The organism is Pseudomonas sp. XS1P51 (assembly GCF_054897845.1).
Map to the genome: position 1 here is coordinate 4,539,054 of NZ_CM142707.1, position 17,552 is coordinate 4,556,605.

General features: G+C 57.8%; 9 protein-coding genes. 1 reads left to right on the forward strand and 8 read right to left on the reverse strand.

Annotation, left to right across the window (positions count from 1 at the left end; translation table 11 throughout):
• Window position 1: 1 nt before the first annotated feature.
• Genes miaA through ACYZUD_RS21180 form a run of 5 tightly spaced genes read right to left on the reverse strand, consistent with a single transcriptional unit; the run spans window position 2 to window position 6,265 of the window.
• Window positions 2–973 (reverse strand): tRNA (adenosine(37)-N6)-dimethylallyltransferase MiaA, encoded by a 972-nt coding sequence (gene miaA, locus ACYZUD_RS21160; RefSeq protein WP_462019984.1) that lies wholly within the window; start codon window positions 971–973, stop codon window positions 2–4.
• The gene (gene mutL, locus ACYZUD_RS21165) at window positions 973–2,883 is read right to left on the reverse strand and encodes a DNA mismatch repair endonuclease MutL (protein ID WP_462019985.1); all 1,911 of its coding nucleotides are present in this window, start codon (window positions 2,881–2,883) and stop codon (window positions 973–975) included. Before mutL ends, miaA begins: the two co-directional genes overlap by 1 nt.
• Window positions 2,880–4,307: an N-acetylmuramoyl-L-alanine amidase gene (locus ACYZUD_RS21170; protein ID WP_462019986.1), complete on the reverse strand. Its 1,428-nt coding sequence runs from the start codon at window positions 4,305–4,307 to the stop codon at window positions 2,880–2,882. Before ACYZUD_RS21170 ends, mutL begins: the two co-directional genes overlap by 4 nt.
• Window positions 4,308–4,778, reverse strand: a complete 471-nt coding sequence (gene tsaE, locus ACYZUD_RS21175; protein WP_462019987.1) for a tRNA (adenosine(37)-N6)-threonylcarbamoyltransferase complex ATPase subunit type 1 TsaE — start codon at window positions 4,776–4,778, stop codon at window positions 4,308–4,310. It abuts the gene before it with no gap.
• On the reverse strand, window positions 4,766–6,265 hold the full coding sequence (locus tag ACYZUD_RS21180; protein WP_462019988.1) for an NAD(P)H-hydrate dehydratase: 1,500 nt from the start codon (window positions 6,263–6,265) through the stop codon (window positions 4,766–4,768). The genes tsaE and ACYZUD_RS21180 overlap by 13 nt, the downstream gene beginning before the upstream one ends.
• A gap of 63 nt (window positions 6,266–6,328) precedes the next feature.
• On the opposite strand from ACYZUD_RS21180, the gene queG reads away from it, so the two are divergent.
• The gene (gene queG, locus ACYZUD_RS21185; protein ID WP_462019989.1) at window positions 6,329–7,399 is read left to right on the forward strand and encodes a tRNA epoxyqueuosine(34) reductase QueG; all 1,071 of its coding nucleotides are present in this window, start codon (window positions 6,329–6,331) and stop codon (window positions 7,397–7,399) included.
• Between the two features lie 38 nt (window positions 7,400–7,437).
• Here queG and ACYZUD_RS21190 read toward each other — a convergent pair whose 3' ends face one another.
• The 3 genes from ACYZUD_RS21190 to ACYZUD_RS21200 all read right to left on the reverse strand — a co-directional run bounded on the left by ACYZUD_RS21190 (window position 7,438) and on the right by ACYZUD_RS21200 (window position 17,400).
• Window positions 7,438–12,219 carry an RHS repeat domain-containing protein gene (locus tag ACYZUD_RS21190; RefSeq protein WP_462019990.1) on the reverse strand — a complete coding sequence of 1,594 codons (4,782 nt, stop codon included), beginning with the start codon at window positions 12,217–12,219 and terminating at the stop codon, window positions 7,438–7,440.
• 94 nt (window positions 12,220–12,313) lie between these two features.
• The gene (locus ACYZUD_RS21195; RefSeq protein ID WP_462019991.1) at window positions 12,314–13,312 is read right to left on the reverse strand and encodes a hypothetical protein; all 999 of its coding nucleotides are present in this window, start codon (window positions 13,310–13,312) and stop codon (window positions 12,314–12,316) included.
• A gap of 155 nt (window positions 13,313–13,467) precedes the next feature.
• Window positions 13,468–17,400, reverse strand: coding sequence for a dermonecrotic toxin domain-containing protein (locus tag ACYZUD_RS21200; protein WP_462019992.1), 3,933 nt, complete (start codon window positions 17,398–17,400; stop codon window positions 13,468–13,470).
• Between the last annotated feature and the right edge of the window lie 152 nt (window positions 17,401–17,552).

A 17,552-nucleotide genomic window follows, 5' to 3' on the forward strand; every position in this document is an offset into this window, starting at 1 on the left:
CTCAGCTCAATATGGAGATGGTCCCGAGGTATTTCAAGGCGCGCGGCAGATTGTCGCAATCCAGGCTGTCCAACCAGTGTAAATCAGCCCAACTGCGCAGCCAGGTGAACTGGCGCTTTGCCAATTGGCGCGTGGCAATGATTCCACGCTCCTGCATCTCGGCTTGCGTCAGCTTGCCATCCAGGTAGTCCCAGACTTGTCGGTAGCCTACCGCGCGTATAGACGGCAACCCGGAATGCAGGTCACTTCGCTTACGCAGGGCTACGACCTCGTCAATGAATCCCTGTTCCAACATCAACGTGAATCTTTGTTTAATTCGTTCATGCAGTACCTGGCGATTTGCCGGAGCAATGGCCAAGTTCGCGACAGTATAGGGCAATTGTTGCAGTCCCGAAGCGGCTGCTTCAGTACTTTGCGCACTTTGTCGCAAGCGTAGCGCAGTCATGCTCTGACCGCTGACGCGATAAACTTCCAGTGCTCGACTGAGCCGCTGGGGATCGTTCGGATGAATACGCGCCGCAGATTCCGGGTCGATGATCGCCAATTGTTCGTGCAGGGCTTGCCAGCCAAGGCGTGCAGCTTCTTCTTCGATCTGCGCGCGGACTTCCGGATCAGCGGCCGGCATGTCCGCCAGGCCTTCGACCAAAGCCTTGTAATAGAGCATTGTGCCGCCCACCAGCAGCGGAATTTTTCCGCGCGCGGTGATGTCAGCCATGGCTTCGAGGGCGTCACGGCGGAAATCTGCGGCGGAATAGCTCTCTGCCGGGTCGAGAATATCGATCAGACGGTGTGGGAATTCGGCCAGAATCTCTTTCGAAGGCTTGGCAGTGCCGATGTCCATGCCACGGTAGACCAGCGCCGAATCGACGCTGATCAGCTCGCAAGGCAAAACTTTGGTGAGTTCGATAGCCAGGTCGGTCTTGCCGGCGGCGGTCGGCCCCATCAGGAAAATCGCGGGTGGGATCGGGCTCATCAACGACCGCGCAAGAACAGTTTGTCCAGATCGTCCAGGCCCAACTGGGTCCAGGTCGGTCGGCCATGGTTGCATTGACCGCTGCGCTCGGTGTTTTCCATATCGCGCAGCAGACCGTTCATTTCCGGCAGCGCCAGACGCCGATTCGCACGAATCGCGCCGTGGCAGGCCATGGTACCGAGCAGTTCGTTCAGGTGCGCCTGAATGCGGTCGCTGGTGCCGTATTCCATCAGGTCTGCCAACACGTCGCTGACCAGACGATTGGCTTCAGCCTGCTTGAGCAAGGCCGGAATTTGCCGGATGGCCAGGGTTTCCGGGCCGAGGCGCTGCAATTCAAAGCCCAGGCGCTGGAACCACGCGACGTTTTCCTCGGCACAATCGGCTTCGCGTTGACTGACCGCCAGGGATTCCGGCACCAACAGCGGCTGGCCGCTCAGGCCTTCGCTGGCCATGGCGATCTTCAGGCGTTCGTACATGATCCGCTCGTGAGCGGCATGCATGTCGACCAGCACCAGGCCCTGGGCGTTTTCCGAAAGGATGTAGATACCCTTGAGCTGCGCCAACGCATAGCCCAACGGCGGGATGTCGTCCTGCCCGGCCGGCAGCGCGACCGCATTGGCTTCTGGCAATGGCGCAAAGAACTCACGGTAGGCCGCCTGGGCTTCCGCCACAGGCACACCCGACTGAGGTCGCGGCGTGTATTGATACTGATAACCGGCACCCGCGCCCGAACCAGCCGGAGTATTGAACGACGGCTGTGCCTGGGGCTGCTCCAGCAGCGCATTGGCCGCCAGGCGCATTTCGCCCTGCGGACCGAACTCGCCCGCCTCGATACCGGTCGGTCGAACGATGGCCGTCGCCACAGGCGCGGCCAGATGGTCTTCCGGCCGCACATCGCCCAAGGCGCGGTGCAAGGTGCCGTAGAGGAAGTCGTGCACCATGCGCCCGTCACGGAAGCGCACTTCGTGTTTGGTCGGGTGCACGTTGACGTCGACGCCGGCCGGATCGACTTCGAAAAACAGCACGAACGTCGGGTGCCGGCCGTTGAACAGCACGTCGCGATAAGCCTGGCGCACCGCGTGAGCCACCAGTTTGTCGCGCACGGCACGCCCGTTCACAAAGAAATACTGCAAGTCCGCCTGGCTGCGATTGAAGGTCGGCAAACCGACCCAGCCCCACAGATGCAGGCCATTGCGCTCGATTTCGATCGGCAGCGCCTGCTCCAGAAACCCCGCACCGCAGATCGCCGCCACACGCCGGGCGCGGGCCGCATCATCGTGGGCCTCATGCAGGCTGAGGATGGTCTTGCCGTTGTGGCGCAGGTGGAACGCCACATCGAAACGCGCCAGGGCCAGACGCTTGATCACTTCTTGCAGGTGATCGAATTCGGTTTTTTCGGTTTTGAGAAACTTGCGCCGTGCCGGGGTGTTGAAAAACAGGTCACGGACTTCCACCGAGGTGCCCACCGGATGGGCCGCCGGCTGCACCCGCGGCGCCATGTCCCGGCCTTCCGTTTCGACCTGCCAGGCCTGATCGGCATCACGGGTGCGGGAAGTCAGGGTCAGGCGTGCCACGGAGCTGATCGACGCCAGTGCCTCACCGCGAAAGCCAAGGCTCATCACCTGTTCGAGGTCTTCCAGGTTGCGGATCTTGCTGGTGGCGTGACGGGCCAGGGCCAGCGGCAGGTCATCGGCAGAGATGCCGCTGCCATCGTCGCGCACGCGCAACAGTTTGACGCCGCCCTGCTCCACATCGACATCGATGCGTTTGGCGCCGGAGTCGAGGCTGTTTTCCAGCAGCTCCTTGATCACCGAAGCCGGGCGCTCGACCACCTCACCAGCGGCAATCTGGTTCGCCAGTCGCGGGCTGAGCAGTTCGATGCGAGCAGTATGGGTCAGCACCTGGTTCATTCTTTGGACGCCAGTTCATTACCGGGAATGGTCAGGGTCTGACCGATTTTCAGCTCGTCGCTCTTCAGGTTATTGGCGCTGCGCAACGTGGCCGGGGACACCTGATAACGCACGGCGATCATCGCCAGGGTTTCGCCCGGGCTCACCCGGTGGTCCCGAGGGCCTTGAGCGATCTTGCCGGAATCACGCAGCCAGGCAACGTAAGTGCCCGGCGGTGGATTCTGCTGGAAGAACTGGCGCACGCCGCTGCTGATCGAACGCGCCAGCGCCTGCTGGTGGCTGGATGCGGCGAGTTTCGAGGCTTCGTTGGCGTTGGAGATAAACCCGGTTTCCACCAGGATCGACGGGATGTCCGGCGACTTCAGCACCATGAACCCGGCCTGCTCCACCCGTTGTTTGTGCAGTGGCGTGACGCGACCGATGTTGCTCAGTACCTTCTGGCCAACGTTCAGGCTGGAAGTCAGGGAAGCGGTCATCGACAGGTCGAGCAGCACGCCCGCGAGCATGCGGTCCTTGTCGTCGAGGCTGACGTTGCCGGCACCACCGATCAAGTCGGAACGGTTTTCGCTGTCGGCCAGCCAACGGGCTGTCTCCGAAGTAGCGCCGCGATCAGACAGGGCGAACACCGATGCACCGAAAGCAGCGGCCGAAGGCGCGGCGTCGGCGTGGATCGAGACGAACAGGTCGGCGCCCTTCTTGCGGGCGATTTCGGTACGACCGCGCAATGGAATGAAGTAATCGCCGGTGCGGGTCAGTTCGGCGCGGAAGCCCTTCATGCCGTTGACCTGGCGCTGCAATTCACGGGCGATGGCCAGCACCACGTCTTTTTCACGCTGACCGCGAGAGCCCGAAGCACCCGGGTCTTCGCCACCGTGGCCGGCATCGATCACGACAATAATGTCGCGTTTGCCGGCCGGGGCAGGCGGCAGCTTGACGGCAGGCTCAACCGGGGTGACCGGCACCGGGGCCACTGTCGCGACGTTGGTCGGCGGCGGGATCGGCGCGGCGTCGGCGGCGTTATCGAACAAGTCGACCACCAGGCGATTGCCGTACTGGGCGTTCGGCGCCAGGGTAAAACTTTTTGGTGTAACGGCTTTTTTCAGGTCGATGACCACCCGCAGGTCGGTCGGCGTGCGCTGGGCCGAGCGCATTGCAGTGATCGGAGTGTTCGAGGTATTGACGTTCAACGGCGCCCCGAGGGATGCGCCGTTAATGTCGATTACCAGCCGATCCGGGGCGGTCAGGGTAAAGACGCTGTGCTGGACGGGACCTGTCAGGTCGAACACCAGTCGTGTGTTGTCCGGAGCCCGCCACAGGCGAACGCTGTTGACCTTTGTCTCGGCCACAGCGTCGACGGTCACCGCCAAAAACAACAACCCTACGGCAGCAACCAACGCGCGAAAGCGCATACCTAACCCCATCATTTATTTGGATTCCAATGCCAAAGCGGCACACCACGACTCGCCACGCGAGCCCTGGGACAAAATTTTCAGCGAACGTCCGCTGTCTTGCGGGCTAATGGTAATGGTCAGGTCCGGCTTTGGCAAAAAGCCTGCACCCTTGTCGGGCCATTCGATCAGGCACAAAGCGTCGTCTTCGAAGTAGTCGCGGATGCCGAGGTACTCCAGCTCTTCCGGATCGACCAGCCGATACAGGTCGAAATGGAAGGCGCGAATGTCACCGATCTCGTAGGGTTCGACCAGGGTAAAGGTCGGACTTTTTACCGCACCAACATGCCCCAAACCTCGGATGATGCCCCGGGACAGCGTGGTTTTCCCCGCGCCAAGATCGCCCTCGAGAAAAATCAGACCGTGCCCTTTAGTGGTTTGGGCAATGCGTGCGCCAAACGCGGTCATCGCCTTTTCATCAGCCAGGTACAGGGTTACTTCAGACACGGTGTTTGCTCCTCCAACAACTGACGAATGGCTGGAATCAGATCACTGGCCGCCAGCCCACGGCCCGATTTACCTTCGTGTGCGCCGGCATTGGCGTGCAACCAGACTCCGAGGCAGGCCGCATCGAACGCGTCCATGCCCTGGGCCAGCAACGCACCGACCAGACCAGCCAACACATCGCCCAAACCAGCGGTGGCCATGGCCGGATGACCCTGATGACACACCGCCAGACGCCCATCGGGGCTGGCAATCAGGCTGCCGGCGCCTTTCAGAATCACTACAGCTGTATATTTTTTGCTCAACGCATGAGCGGCAGCCGGGCGATCGGCCTGAACCTCAGCCGTTGATATCCCCAGCAAACGCGCCGCCTCACCGGGATGCGGCGTGATCACACAGTCTTTGGGCAAGCTCGCCTGCTTTGAGGCCAGCATATTCAACGCATCGGCATCCCAGACTTGAGGCAGTGGCGCATTGGCAGCCGCCGACAACAGGCTGCGCCCCCAGGCAGCCTGACCCAAGCCTGGACCAACAACCAGCACGGAAACCTTTTGAAGCAATCCCATCAACTGATTGGCCGACGAAGTGCCCAGCACCATGGCTTCGGGAATTCTGGCCAGAGCGGCGGGCACATGTTCGCTGCGAGTGGCCACGGACACCATGCCCGCGCCACTGCGCAGGGCACTTTGCGCGCTCAGAAGGATTGCCCCGCCGAAACCGCGATCACCACCGATCAGCAAGACGTGGCCGAATTTGCCTTTGTGGGACGTTGGAGAGCGACCCGCCAGACGCGGCAGGTTACCGGCCGCCAGACGACGCGCACTGACGGAGATCCCGTTATACGACTCGGGGGAGGCTTGCAGGTCATTGAAGACCAGCTCGCCGACCACGTCCGCTGCGTCGCCCGTGAACAGACCCAGTTTCAAGCCAATGAAGGTCACGGTCAGGTCTGCCCGAACGGCCGCGCCGAGCACACGCCCCGTATCAGCACAAAGACCCGAAGGAATATCCACCGCCGCAACCGGCAGGCCACTGGCATTGATCGCCGCGATGACGCTGGCGTAGGGCTCTCGCACTTCTCCCGTCAGGCCGGTGCCGAGCAAGGCGTCCAACACGACACCACGCAACTCGGACTGCGCGCTCCAGGCTTGAACGGCAACGCCTGCGGAGACCGCCTCGGCATGGGCCAATCCTGCATCGCCTTGCAAGCGCTGAGGGTCACCGGCCGCCAGGACCCGCACATGCCAGCCGGCACGCCGGGCCAACACCGCGACTAAATAGCCGTCCCCGGCGTTGTTGCCGTGACCGGCCACCACGGTCAGTTCGTTTGCCATCGGCCACTGGCGGACCAGCGCGCGCCAGGTCGCCCGAGCCGCACGCTGCATCAATTCGAAGCCCGGTGTGCCGGCCGCGATCAGGCTCGCATCGAGCGCCCGGACCTGCGCGGCGCTGTACAGCGCGTCGGGTAAATCATCTTTAGTGTGCGGCATGCGTCTTCAGGCTCCGATGTCTGGCAGAATTATACGCACCTCAGCTCCGGTTTCTCTCGCCTCATGCCCGCTATTACCACAGACCTGCCCGCCCTCGCCCAATCCATCAAGGACTGGGGCCGCGAGCTGGGCTTTCAGCAAGTCGGCATCAGCGGCCTCGACCTGGCCGAGCATGAGCAGCACCTGGAGCGCTGGCTGGAAGCCGGCTACCACGGCGAAATGGACTACATGGGCGCCCACGGCAGCAAACGCTCCCATCCGGAAGAGTTGGTGCCGGGCACCCTTCGGGTCGTTTCCTTGCGCATGGATTACCTGCCGGGCGACACCGAAATGGCCAAACGCCTGGCCCAACCGGAAAAAGCCTACGTTTCGCGTTATGCCTTGGGCCGCGATTACCACAAATTGATCCGTAAACGCGTGCAACAACTGGCAGAAAAAATTCAGGCCGTCATCGGGCCGTTCGGCTACCGCGCGTTCGTCGACAGCGCCCCGGTGCTGGAAAAGGCCATTGCGGAAAAGGCTGGCCTTGGATGGATCGGCAAAAATACCCTGGTCTTGAATCGCAAGGCCGGCAGTTACTTCTTTCTCAGTGAGCTTTTTGTTGATCTGCCGCTGCCGGTCGACCCGCCACACAGCACCGAACACTGCGGCCGTTGCACCGCGTGCCTCGACATCTGCCCGACCAACGCTTTCGTCGGCCCCTATGTACTGGACGCCCGACGCTGCATCTCCTACTTGACCATCGAACTGAAAAGCGCGATTCCCGAAGAGTTGCGACCATTGATTGGCAATCGGGTGTTCGGCTGCGATGACTGCCAGATCGTCTGCCCGTGGAACCGCTTCGCCCGTCCATCCGGGGAAAGCGACTTCAAGCCGCGGCACAATCTGGACAACGCGGAGTTGGCAGAGCTGTTCATGTGGGATGAAGATAAATTTTTGAGCAGCACCGAAGGCTCGCCCTTGCGGCGCGCCGGCTATGAGCGCTGGTTGAGGAATCTGGCGGTGGGATTGGGCAATGCGCCTTCAACGATTCCGGTGCTGGAAGCGTTGAAGGCGCGACGGGAGTATCCGTCAGAGTTGGTGAGGGAGCATGTGGAGTGGGCGTTGCTTCAGCATGCTCAGCGCAATGCCTGATATCGCAATCCACTCACGAAGCTATCCCTCTATAGGTGTCAACCACCTCTTACCGTATGACCAAACTTAAACATTGTCGCCGTTCGAGTGTCATTGTTCACATAAAAAAACAGACGCATACCCTGGTTAAGCCTGATCTCGGTATAGCCGGTGTCATTGAAGTATCTCGGTTCGAGAAGCTGCCTGGGGTTGGGGGATTTGAACGGCACCATTTCGTTATAGTAGGTTTTTCCGCCTAACTGCTCAGCTGCCTGGCTCGGCGTCAGCCCCTCATCCTTGATAGCGTTCTTGAACCGAAAATACTTTGCCTTGCTCACATCATCCAGCGAATCAAAACCAGGAACGCCGCGCTGCGAGTTGTAAAACTTCACAGTCCATCTTGCAGACGATGCCTCTGCGGACCGGGTGGATGAGCCGGCCATAGCCGTTGTGCGGGATGATCCCGCCCTTGTTGCTCCGCCGCTCATCCCTCTGGCCATCGCCCTGCCTGCCTCTCGGGAATCGCCGCTCAAACCCGACCGAAACGCTCCTGCGACCTTGCTTGCACCCTGAGCTGCTGCCCCCGCGCCGGCCGCAAAAGAGGCCAACCCCAACCCCATGCTCACATAGCCGAGGACGTCACCCAGCTCCGATTGCGGCATAACTTCGTGGGCAACCTCACTTGCTATCCCGGTAATCCCGGATGCCAACGCCAACGTCAGGCTGGCAATCGCCAGCGGGGTGGTTGCGCCAAAGGTCAGGATACTCGCCGCAATACTGAACAACGAAAGACCAACGCCCAAAGCCGTCTGCCAGGAAACATGCCCGGTCGGATCAACCCGATTGATCGGATCGCCCAGGCAGTAAGCGTAAGGATTCAACCCGCCGGCACCAAATGGGCTCAGGCTGTCCGGACTGAGAAAGCGCATCAACGTCGGACTGTACGCCCGGTAGCCATTGCCGAGCAGATACAGGCCGGTCAACGGATCAAGCTGCTCACCGCTAAAACCTGTCAGGCTGAACATCCCGCCCTCGGCAGGACAATAGCCGTAGGGGCTATAGGCAATATCGCTTCGCTGCGTATCCGACACGATGGTCAATACACTCTGCTGCTGGTCAGTACCGAACAGCTTTACTGCGGCGCCCGCTTGATGCTCACCCAACAACATGCCGGACTGGCGCCAGCAAGTGCGCCGGTCGTCACCACGAACCTCATTGATGACTCGTCCGTCCTGGTAAAAGCGCCGGGCAAGCGCTGCTGCCGGTTGCGACAGTTCAATCAGCCGATCACGTGCATCGTAGCGATAACCACGGATCACAGTCCCCGCCGCGGAGGCGATTTGCGTCAACCGCCCTAACGGGTCATAGCTGAGCGTACGTGCCTGATCGTCCTGGATCATCTGCCCGTTGGCGTCGTAGTGCAGAGTGACCGGAGGCGGATAATCGGCGCGAGAGTGCCGGACCTCGATCAATTGAGTGGGGTCATTGGCGCTGTAGATAAAAGTCGTGGTGTTGCTGGCGCCGGGAAATTCGGTTTGCAGACTGACAATGTTGTCCAGCGCGTCGAATACGTAGGTTTGCTCGATGATTTCTTTGCCATAGGGATCGCGTGGCCGCTGGGTACCCTGACAGGTGTAGCCGGTCAACCGGCCGCGCGGATCGTAACTGAAGCGCTCGTCCCGAATGACCTCGTCACCACTGCTGAGCACCTTCTGGGCCAGCTTGCCGGACAGGGTGTAACTTGAGGCCAGGATTTGAGTGGCGGCCTTTCCGATCTGAAAACTGCGCGATGTCTCTCGTCCCAGATCGTCGTAGGTCAGGCGGGTAATGACGGACTGCCTGGCCTGCTTGTCCTGCGACTTGACCTGCTCCAACAGGCCCAATGCGTTGTAGACGAAGTCCGCCTTGAGCGCGCCTTGCTCGAATGATGTTGGACGTCCCCATTCGTCATAGTCCGTTTTGTGTTCATTCCCGAGAACATCAACACAGGTCAGCGGCCGGCCACTGAATGAGTACGTATAAGATGCCGTCTGCTCCAGGGTTTCGCCGACGGTGATTTCATTCTTGAGGCGTCCGGAAGGGTAATACTCAAAACGGGTTTCATGCCCTTGCTCTACGCAGCTCGTCGGTTGTCCATGCACAGCGCTGTAGGTGAAAGTGGCGAGTAGCCCGGTCGCCGTGCGCTGCATCAATCGCCCACCGAAGTCTCGATCGTAAACAAACTCGATTTTTTCCCCGCGGGTACTTTTCTGCCAGGCCGGCTGCCCGAATCCCGCCTCGTAGCCGGCAATGACCTTGCGCCCACCCACGGTGCTTTCGCTCAAGCGGCCCAATCCATCGAAGGCCTGCCGGCCAAGGCTTTGGCCCGAAACTTTCACCTCGGTAGGTAACGGTTCATGACTATGAGGCGCGTATTCGGCCTCTACGGCGCTACCGTCTGGCAAGACGCTGCGACACAGCCGATTGAACACGTCGTACTCATACTCTGTCTTGTTGCCGACAGGGTCAGTCTGACTGATTGCCCGGCCAAGGCCGTCATATTCATGAACGATTTTGCCCAGGCTTTCTTCGTTGACGTTGAACGACTGTATTCGGTCCGGTTTACCGAAATCATTAAGACTCGTGATCGTCTTACCCATGCCTTCAAGCCACAGGGTCTCGGTCCGAGCCACCGGGTCGATCTCGCGGTGCTCCTTGCGTCCATCGCCATGGAGTGTGGTTTTGACCTGGCCCCAGTCATCGTAGATAAATCCGGTTTTTACGGGCCGGATAACTCCTCCCCACCAATCAGAGTGCGTTTGCTCTACCAATCGGCCGAGCGCATCGTGGCGCGCTGCATAGATAACGCGCCATTGCGTCCTCGCCGCTTCGTCCGGGTTATCGCAATCCTGCTCCTCGATGGCGACCACGCGGCCAAGGCCGTCATAGGCGACTTTCTGCTGAACGCCGACCACATCTGTCGTGAGCATCGTCGCAGGTGCCTTACTACTGGCCACCTGATAGACCGTGCGACGAGTGGCGGCGCTGGCCGTGCCAGGCGAAAAGGTTTGGCTCAGGGGCCGCCCAATGGCATCGAACTCGAAGGCCACGGCACCGATGTCTTCACTTTGCTCGCCCAGACTCATTCCGTTGAGCGCCGACAGCGTTCGAGCCGCTGTTTTGACAGTGCCATCGAAGCCCTGGACGGTGGTCCGGACCTCCAACCGATTGCTTTGGAGCACATACGAAAACGCGGTAACCGTCGCCATGGCGTTCTGCGTAACGGTTTGTTTTTGCAGCAAGCCATGGCGCAACGGGTCATCGGGTTGGTTGAAATAAACCCGCTCGGTTTTCGAGCGCAGGATTTCACCACTTGCGGCCAAGTCATAAAAACTTTCCTCGACTGGCAACACGGCAGGCAACAGCGAACCTTGTAACCCGGGCTGTAAGGCATGGCGATAGCGCGTCAAGGTAGAGGCCGCAGCACGTGCACCCGATGCAGGGATGATGGTTCTCTGCTTCTCGAACCGGATAAATCCCAGTGGGTCAGCAGGACATCCATCTGCTCCGGTGGCGGGATAAAACTCGGACAGGGTCGTCACGCCATCCGACCCGACATGTTTGAGCAGATTGCCTGCCGCATCGAATTCGGTGCGAGTGACTTCCTCACGTGACTTTCCGGTTTTACGGTTTTCGTAGCGCAGAGTCTGGACTTTTGGCAGGCGAAATTGCGCAGGCTGATCGAGAAAATTCTTTCGCGGCTCGATGTGATATTCCGTCGACCGGTTGGTGATCATCCGGTTACAGGCTGTCACCTGCGATACCAGCAAATGGTATTTGTTGTAGGTGCGCACAGTAGAACTGTGGACCCTGTCGCCGGACATCAGCATTTCGGTCGAAGAGTATTCATAATCCGACGAACTCTGATAGAGCGTGTCACCCTCCGGCGACCACCTGATGTCATCCTCGTCGAAGCCCAGAAAATTCTTCTGAGAAAACTCATAACTCTTTGTAATCGCAGGCTGGTTCTGCCGTGGGAATACCGTATGGGATATCACATAGGGCATGGAGCGAATGGGTGAACCGGGCGGAAATTGATGCCCGATATCCTGATAGCCGATGATTTCACGAGCGCCCAACGGCGAATCAACCTGCGTCAGGCAACGGATACTGCCAACAGGCTCATAGGTCAGATACCACGACCCGCCCACAGGCAAATCAATGGATGTCACAGCATCGTTTGCCAGCGACAGCACAAAACTGGCCTCACACTCGGTACCGGGGTATTGCGTCAGCGTAACCTTCCCTTCGGTGCGGGAAACTTTCAACAAGGTACGCTGTGAATCCCTCACGGCCACCAGCACTGGCTGCTCGTTGATGGCGGTGTAATCGAGCATGATCGCGGCGCCATTGGCAGCAACGATCCTCATCGGCACCGCCACATCACGGGCATCGAAAACCTTCAACTCTTCACGAAGACCACTTTTATGAACGACGTCAAAACGCCCTTGCGCAGGCCTGTTGACCTTGATCGTTTCAAGTTTCAACTCATCGAAAACCAGGCGGGTTGCAGTCTGCTTCGCTTTAAAACTTCCCCCACCGGACAGCGTGAGCAGCTCATTGGTCACGTCATAGCGGGTCATTGCCATTGACCAGCCTGCTCCGAAACCGGTATCAGCACTATTGAGTGGATTGAACGACAAGTTTATGGGCAAAGAGGGACCGTTCAAATCCCCGGACTTTATTTCACCCAAGGTCAACGAACAGGTGTAAATACCCGTACGAGGGTCGACCCCACCGGCAAGAAACTCATCAAAATTAAACGCATTGGAGTAGACACTCGAAACTTCAGTGACCGCCATTGTTAGACACCCCTAATTCCATAGATATTGAATCATCTCGCGAGCATTCAAGCCACGTCATAAACCAGAACCAAAAGTCTTGGCCCAATCAATTTCAGCCTCTTCGCAAAATAAATTCATCATTTGAAATATCGATTTCCAGCGACAGGTCGTGTGTATTGCCGAACTCATCGATTGCAGTGAAAAAATAAGGCGAAACCCTCACATCCTCACTGCGAACATATTTTGGGGGAGTTCCCTTTATGACTGTGAGTTCTCCAGAACGCTGATTAACTTCAAGTCTGTGCCACCCGGAAACATAAACATCTACTTCTGTTGCCCGAGAAGGAACAATCACACCCATGAAGGATCTTGGTGCGTCCCTGCCCAGAATCAGCCCTGTATCACAGAATGTAACAGGGAAAGTACCACTGGATCCGTATTGATCACTTTTCCAGTCGAGCAGCTTTACCTGCCTACCCCCGGGATATAGCCCCAAGTCATATCGAAACAACAGATCACTATTAAACGATCCGCGAATTTCATGGGACTCCCACGTGAATTGTTCCCTGCTGTAATCAGTGCTTTTTTCAGCCTGTATCACGACACTTTTATTAATCTTCCTACCGTCCGGATTGATGGTGTTGTTACTTCTGTAAACCTTGCCTTGCACGGTCACTTCAGCCGCGATTTGTGCTTGTCCTTCGACCGAGGACGATACCCAGCGCTCGACTGGCGTTCCGTTGCTGCCACCCCCTGTGCCACCCGACGGAATACCTCCGGGCATTTCATGGGCGTACCTGTTTTCGAAATGACTGGCGTTCCAGCCAGCCACGGGGTTGCCTTCATACAAGGCATGCCCCAACGGTTCGCTGTTGTGATAGTGAATCAGCCTTGCGCTGATCAGATCAGGGTAGAAATCAAGTTGCACGGTATCGCCGTCTTCATCTACTGCTTCGACGAATATCCAGACACGCACTTGCATCCTGCCATTGGCATAGACTCTTTTTGACTCTATACCGGAAGCCTCAAAGCGAACTTCCAGCCTGGACACTCTCGAGATAGTTGTTTTATTACGCCCAACAGCGGCTGTCAGATCTTGTAAATCACTCATAAAGCATTCCTTGCTACACATTAAGATCGACCTGCTGGCCGGATTCAAGACTGTCCTCCACACCAAAGTGTGCGGAGAACAACCTCACACCCAATCAATAACAAGAAAAAATCAGCGCTTCAACTCAGTAATTACCACAAGTCTAAACATCTAAATCAAAACTCTTCCTCCGACAACCCATCACCCTCCACCCCACTATCTTCCGGTTCACTACCCACCTGCGAATCGCTGTCCTCTTCCAGCACATCATCAAATTGAATCATCATTTTTCTATCAAGCCCTGCACTCTCAAAATACGCGTAAATCCGCAGTCGACTGATATCGCTCAATGGGTTATTTAGAAAGTTGTAATTAACCTCTCGCGCGTCGGAAACCTCAAACAACTCATCCGGCAACATAGTTATTTCATTGAATCTAAGATCAGCAAAAGCCAGGTTTTCAAGCCCGAACAAGCCGATTGGAACTTCGATCAAACCGGTATGTTTCAAATAGAGGCTGTCCAGCTTTTTCATGTAGCGAATATCCGGTGTCATCCCCAACGGATTATTGTCGAGGTGCAACAGCGTCAAGCCTTCCATATGCGCCAAGCCTTCAACGGTTGCCTGCGTAAGCAGAACCTCACATCCATCGAGGGTCAAAGTAATGAGTTCCCTCATCTGATAGATCTCGACGGGAAAAGCTTCCAGCGCGAAACCCGACAAGGTCAGGTAACGAACTTCGGGAAAACTGGCCAGAAAGGCATGACCTTTCAGATGCAGGGAACCGTTACTCAGCGACAATTCGCGAACATGACTGAAGTCCGCCGACAACTCAGGTAACTCACCCAGTATGTCCAGATCGAACTCGAACGTTGTCGGGGTGTAGCGATTAGTCGTCGTGAGCCTGCGACTCCAATTGGCCTGCAACTCCTGCGCGAACAATTTTCTGCCTTGGCGCTGAATGGAAATCTCGTCATCGGTGAGTGCCGCGCCTGTGGCCGGATGACGGGACGGCACATCAACACGCCAAATCTCCAGATCATTGACCAGCGAGAGGTATTCGTTTTCCAGACGGGCGACGGCCAGCAAGGGGTCCCCGATCAATCGCTCACTGCGCAAGGTCGCCATATCTTCTTCAGAAAGCGTCGGATAAAGCGCTTGAAGCCGCTGCTCGACGGAACGCGTCTGCTCCGGGACGAAATCGCCACCGCCCAATAGATATCCGGAACGTCCTGCAGCAAGCCCCATGGGTGAGCGGATACCGGGCTCCAAAGGTGGCTGGCCGAACAACGCCCTGAGCTGCGAACGAGGCAACAGCGCTTGTTGCTTGACCGCCTGCTTGAGCCCGGCACCCTGCCCTGCATGAGGCAACCCCAATGCCTGGCGCTGGGCATCTGGAAGAGCATGCTGGACAGCGCTATACAGATCGTCGAGCCCATGCAGCTCCTCACCGGAGCCATCGTATGCCCGGTATTGGCCGCGTTGCCTGACGAGGACTTTTCTGATGGGAGCGTCGGGGCGACCGATGCTGTCCAGCAACTCGCCATCAAATTGACCGTCGCGCACTTCGATACGAATCCCGGGCGACCAGCCGTTCAGCGTTTCGAGCATGTGCAGCGCCAACGTGTCGATGTCCGGATTGGATATCGCCTCCAGGTAAAGCCCCTCGCAAGCCCTGCTGAGGCGGACCTCTCGTAAATAGAACAGTGCTTCGTGCGCCATCTGTCTGGTCATCCCGGGCTTGTTTTGCATGTGCAGGCGATCGGAGGTGCTTGCGTTGCGCCATAGCTCTTGAGCGATCGTTTTAGGCAGATCAGGGAAAATCCGGCGCATCTGCCGCGTGTTTTTATCACGGCTCAGCTCAAACATGTCTTCACGAGCCTTGAACAAGGCGGCGCGATGTTCCTGTGCCCAACCGGCGATCCTGCTGCGCAACCGGACCGCTCGAACGTCGATGCCTGGCAATGAATCGCCAAATGCCGTGCTTTCACCCAGAAGTTTTTTGAGCGCTGCATCCTCAAGCGAATCAATGACGCTTTGAACCAGATTGCCGCTGCGCCACAAGCCCTCGTGCACGCTCACACCCTGAGCCTGCAGCAGTTGCGCCTGCATCTGCGGATCAGCCTTCGCATAGACCGCTGGATCGGTGCTTCGCATCTGCGCGATGAACGTTTGGATCTGCTGATCGACCCTGAATCGCCTGATGGTGTCTTCGAGCAACGCCGGCGGGCGTCGGGCGTTAACGTGCAGGTCGCGCAGTACCGCCTCGTCGGTGCCGCTCACCGCCAGGATGCGTGCTGCCGTGACATCGGAGAACTCGGCAACCGAATGCCCCAGACGGCGAAACAGCCGTGCGCCCTGCCATTCCATGGGGCGTTCGACCTCGTGGGCCCACGCACCTGCACCGTTGTGAGTGAGCTGTGGCTTGTAGGCATCAGGCCTGTTCGGGTGGCGGATACGATAAACATCCACCCCTGCTGCGGGCTCTACTTCATAAACTTTTCCATCCAATGGCAGCAGCGACGCGCCCTGATGTCGGTGTAAACCCAGTCCGTCAGGCCGAGAATCGGCAGGCAATCTGACTCTGCGCTCGTAAACTCTCAGATCGGGGTTCCACAGGCGTTTCTCGCCAGCGCCGACATCGACGATTTTCAGGGTCTCGACAAAGGCGGAGGGCTTGACAGAGAGCAGCTTGCCAACGGCCAGGCCTCCGACTGCAAATGCTCCCAGCTGCGCAATATTTTCAGCAATTGATAGCAGGTGAGCCGATGCCTCGATCAACTGCCCTTCGGACCAATCCAGGATTCCGGTAAAGGTGTCGTCAAGCAATTGATAGACGGTATAGGCCAGCATGATCTCGCCCAGAAACGGCACAAATGGAATCGCCGCCAGAGCCGCCACCTCCAGCACAACGGTGGCGACTTTCTGCAGACTGTCCCACTGCTCCCAACGGGATTGGCGGTCCTCGTCCGCGGTAGGCACTGCCATGACACGCGCATCATTGAGGATTTTGTCGAGTCTGGACTGATACGACCATGTCCACAGATCACCTCGAAAGCTCTGCACTTGCAGCCCGAGACTGGGGCGTGCAACCGGTGCTTCGCGCCAGGATGGACGCGGATCGCCGGGCTGATGGGGGTGCCATTTCACCGTGTTCAGCACATTGTGCAGCGTGGCGAAAAAAGCGCCTCGTTGCTCGTGAGCAACGAACTGCGCAAAAAAGCGCTGATAACCGGTAGAACGAAGCTGACGAGCCAGCTCGGCGGCAAATTCGGTCGTGGAGGAATACGCTTTAAGCGGGTGCTCAGGGTCTTCGGGGACATAGGCTATTAACGGTTCAACGTCGCCAGAACGCTCCAGATCCGCTGAAAGCAACACGATACCGGTCAACCTCGCGCCCATGATGCTCAACTGGTAATAGCGCAGCACTTTTCCGGCAAACATCGGTGCCTGCGTGGCGGTGAGCAGCCCCAGCAGCATCGTCTGGGCATCTTCCCTAATGTCTCCCTTCATTCGCGCAAGGAGTGTCGCAATCCTGAATCGATCCTGCTGACTGGCAATGACCTTGTGCGCCAACATCGCCTTGGCCGCTGCGTCTTTTGGCAGTAGCAGCGCTTCAAGTCGCTGCTTGTAACGACCACCGATATCAAGTCGACGACACAGCGAGGCAAATGCCGCGACACTCAGTCGATGTGATATAGAAAGAATATCGAACTGCCCGGAGACTGTCAGGCCGGTGATAAAACATGAAGCACTATCAAAGTAACGTTCAGCTGTCTCCTTTCGTTCAAAGTTATGCAGGGCGGCATCAAGAAGAGAAATCGTTTTAACGTCATAACCGACAAGCAGTCCTTTGGGGATATAGAGCCGCAGGTATGTTTTCCTGACATCCAGCTCAAGCCCGAACTGATCTTTCAAGGCTTGGTGCAGCAACGGTTCGGCAAATTTTTGAACGTCCGCGAGTTCCTCAAACAGGCGGTCCACACGGGTTTGCGACACCCAGCCACGTTGAACAGCCTGCTTCAAGACCTCGTGACTGGCGGTGGACGCCGAGCGATACCAATCAGGAATAAACGCACGGACGTTATTTAACGCCAGACGTCTATCCACGGGAGCACGGGACAACCAATCCGGAATCGAACTTTTTATCATGTTTTGATGTGGAGATGGACGCGTGCTTTCAGTAAATAACCCAGACATATAAATGACCTATAAGCGGTAATGAAACCACAGCTTATTGAATTATTTACTTAACATGAGCT

Excerpts from the sequence above, each read along its gene's own strand:
- miaA (WP_462019984.1), bottom strand. The coding sequence starts at position 973 with ATGAGCCCGATCCCACCCGCGATTTTCCTGATGGGGCCGACCGCCGCC.
- mutL (WP_462019985.1), bottom strand. The coding sequence starts at position 2,883 with ATGAACCAGGTGCTGACCCATACTGCTCGCATCGAACTGCTCAGCCCG.
- ACYZUD_RS21170 (WP_462019986.1), bottom strand. The coding sequence starts at position 4,307 with ATGATGGGGTTAGGTATGCGCTTTCGCGCGTTGGTTGCTGCCGTAGGG.
- ACYZUD_RS21190 (WP_462019990.1), bottom strand. The coding sequence starts at position 12,219 with ATGGCGGTCACTGAAGTTTCGAGTGTCTACTCCAATGCGTTTAATTTT.
- queG (WP_462019989.1), top strand. The coding sequence starts at position 6,329 with ATGCCCGCTATTACCACAGACCTGCCCGCCCTCGCCCAATCCATCAAG.
- ACYZUD_RS21195 (WP_462019991.1), bottom strand. The coding sequence starts at position 13,312 with ATGAGTGATTTACAAGATCTGACAGCCGCTGTTGGGCGTAATAAAACA.
- ACYZUD_RS21180 (WP_462019988.1), bottom strand. The coding sequence starts at position 6,265 with ATGCCGCACACTAAAGATGATTTACCCGACGCGCTGTACAGCGCCGCG.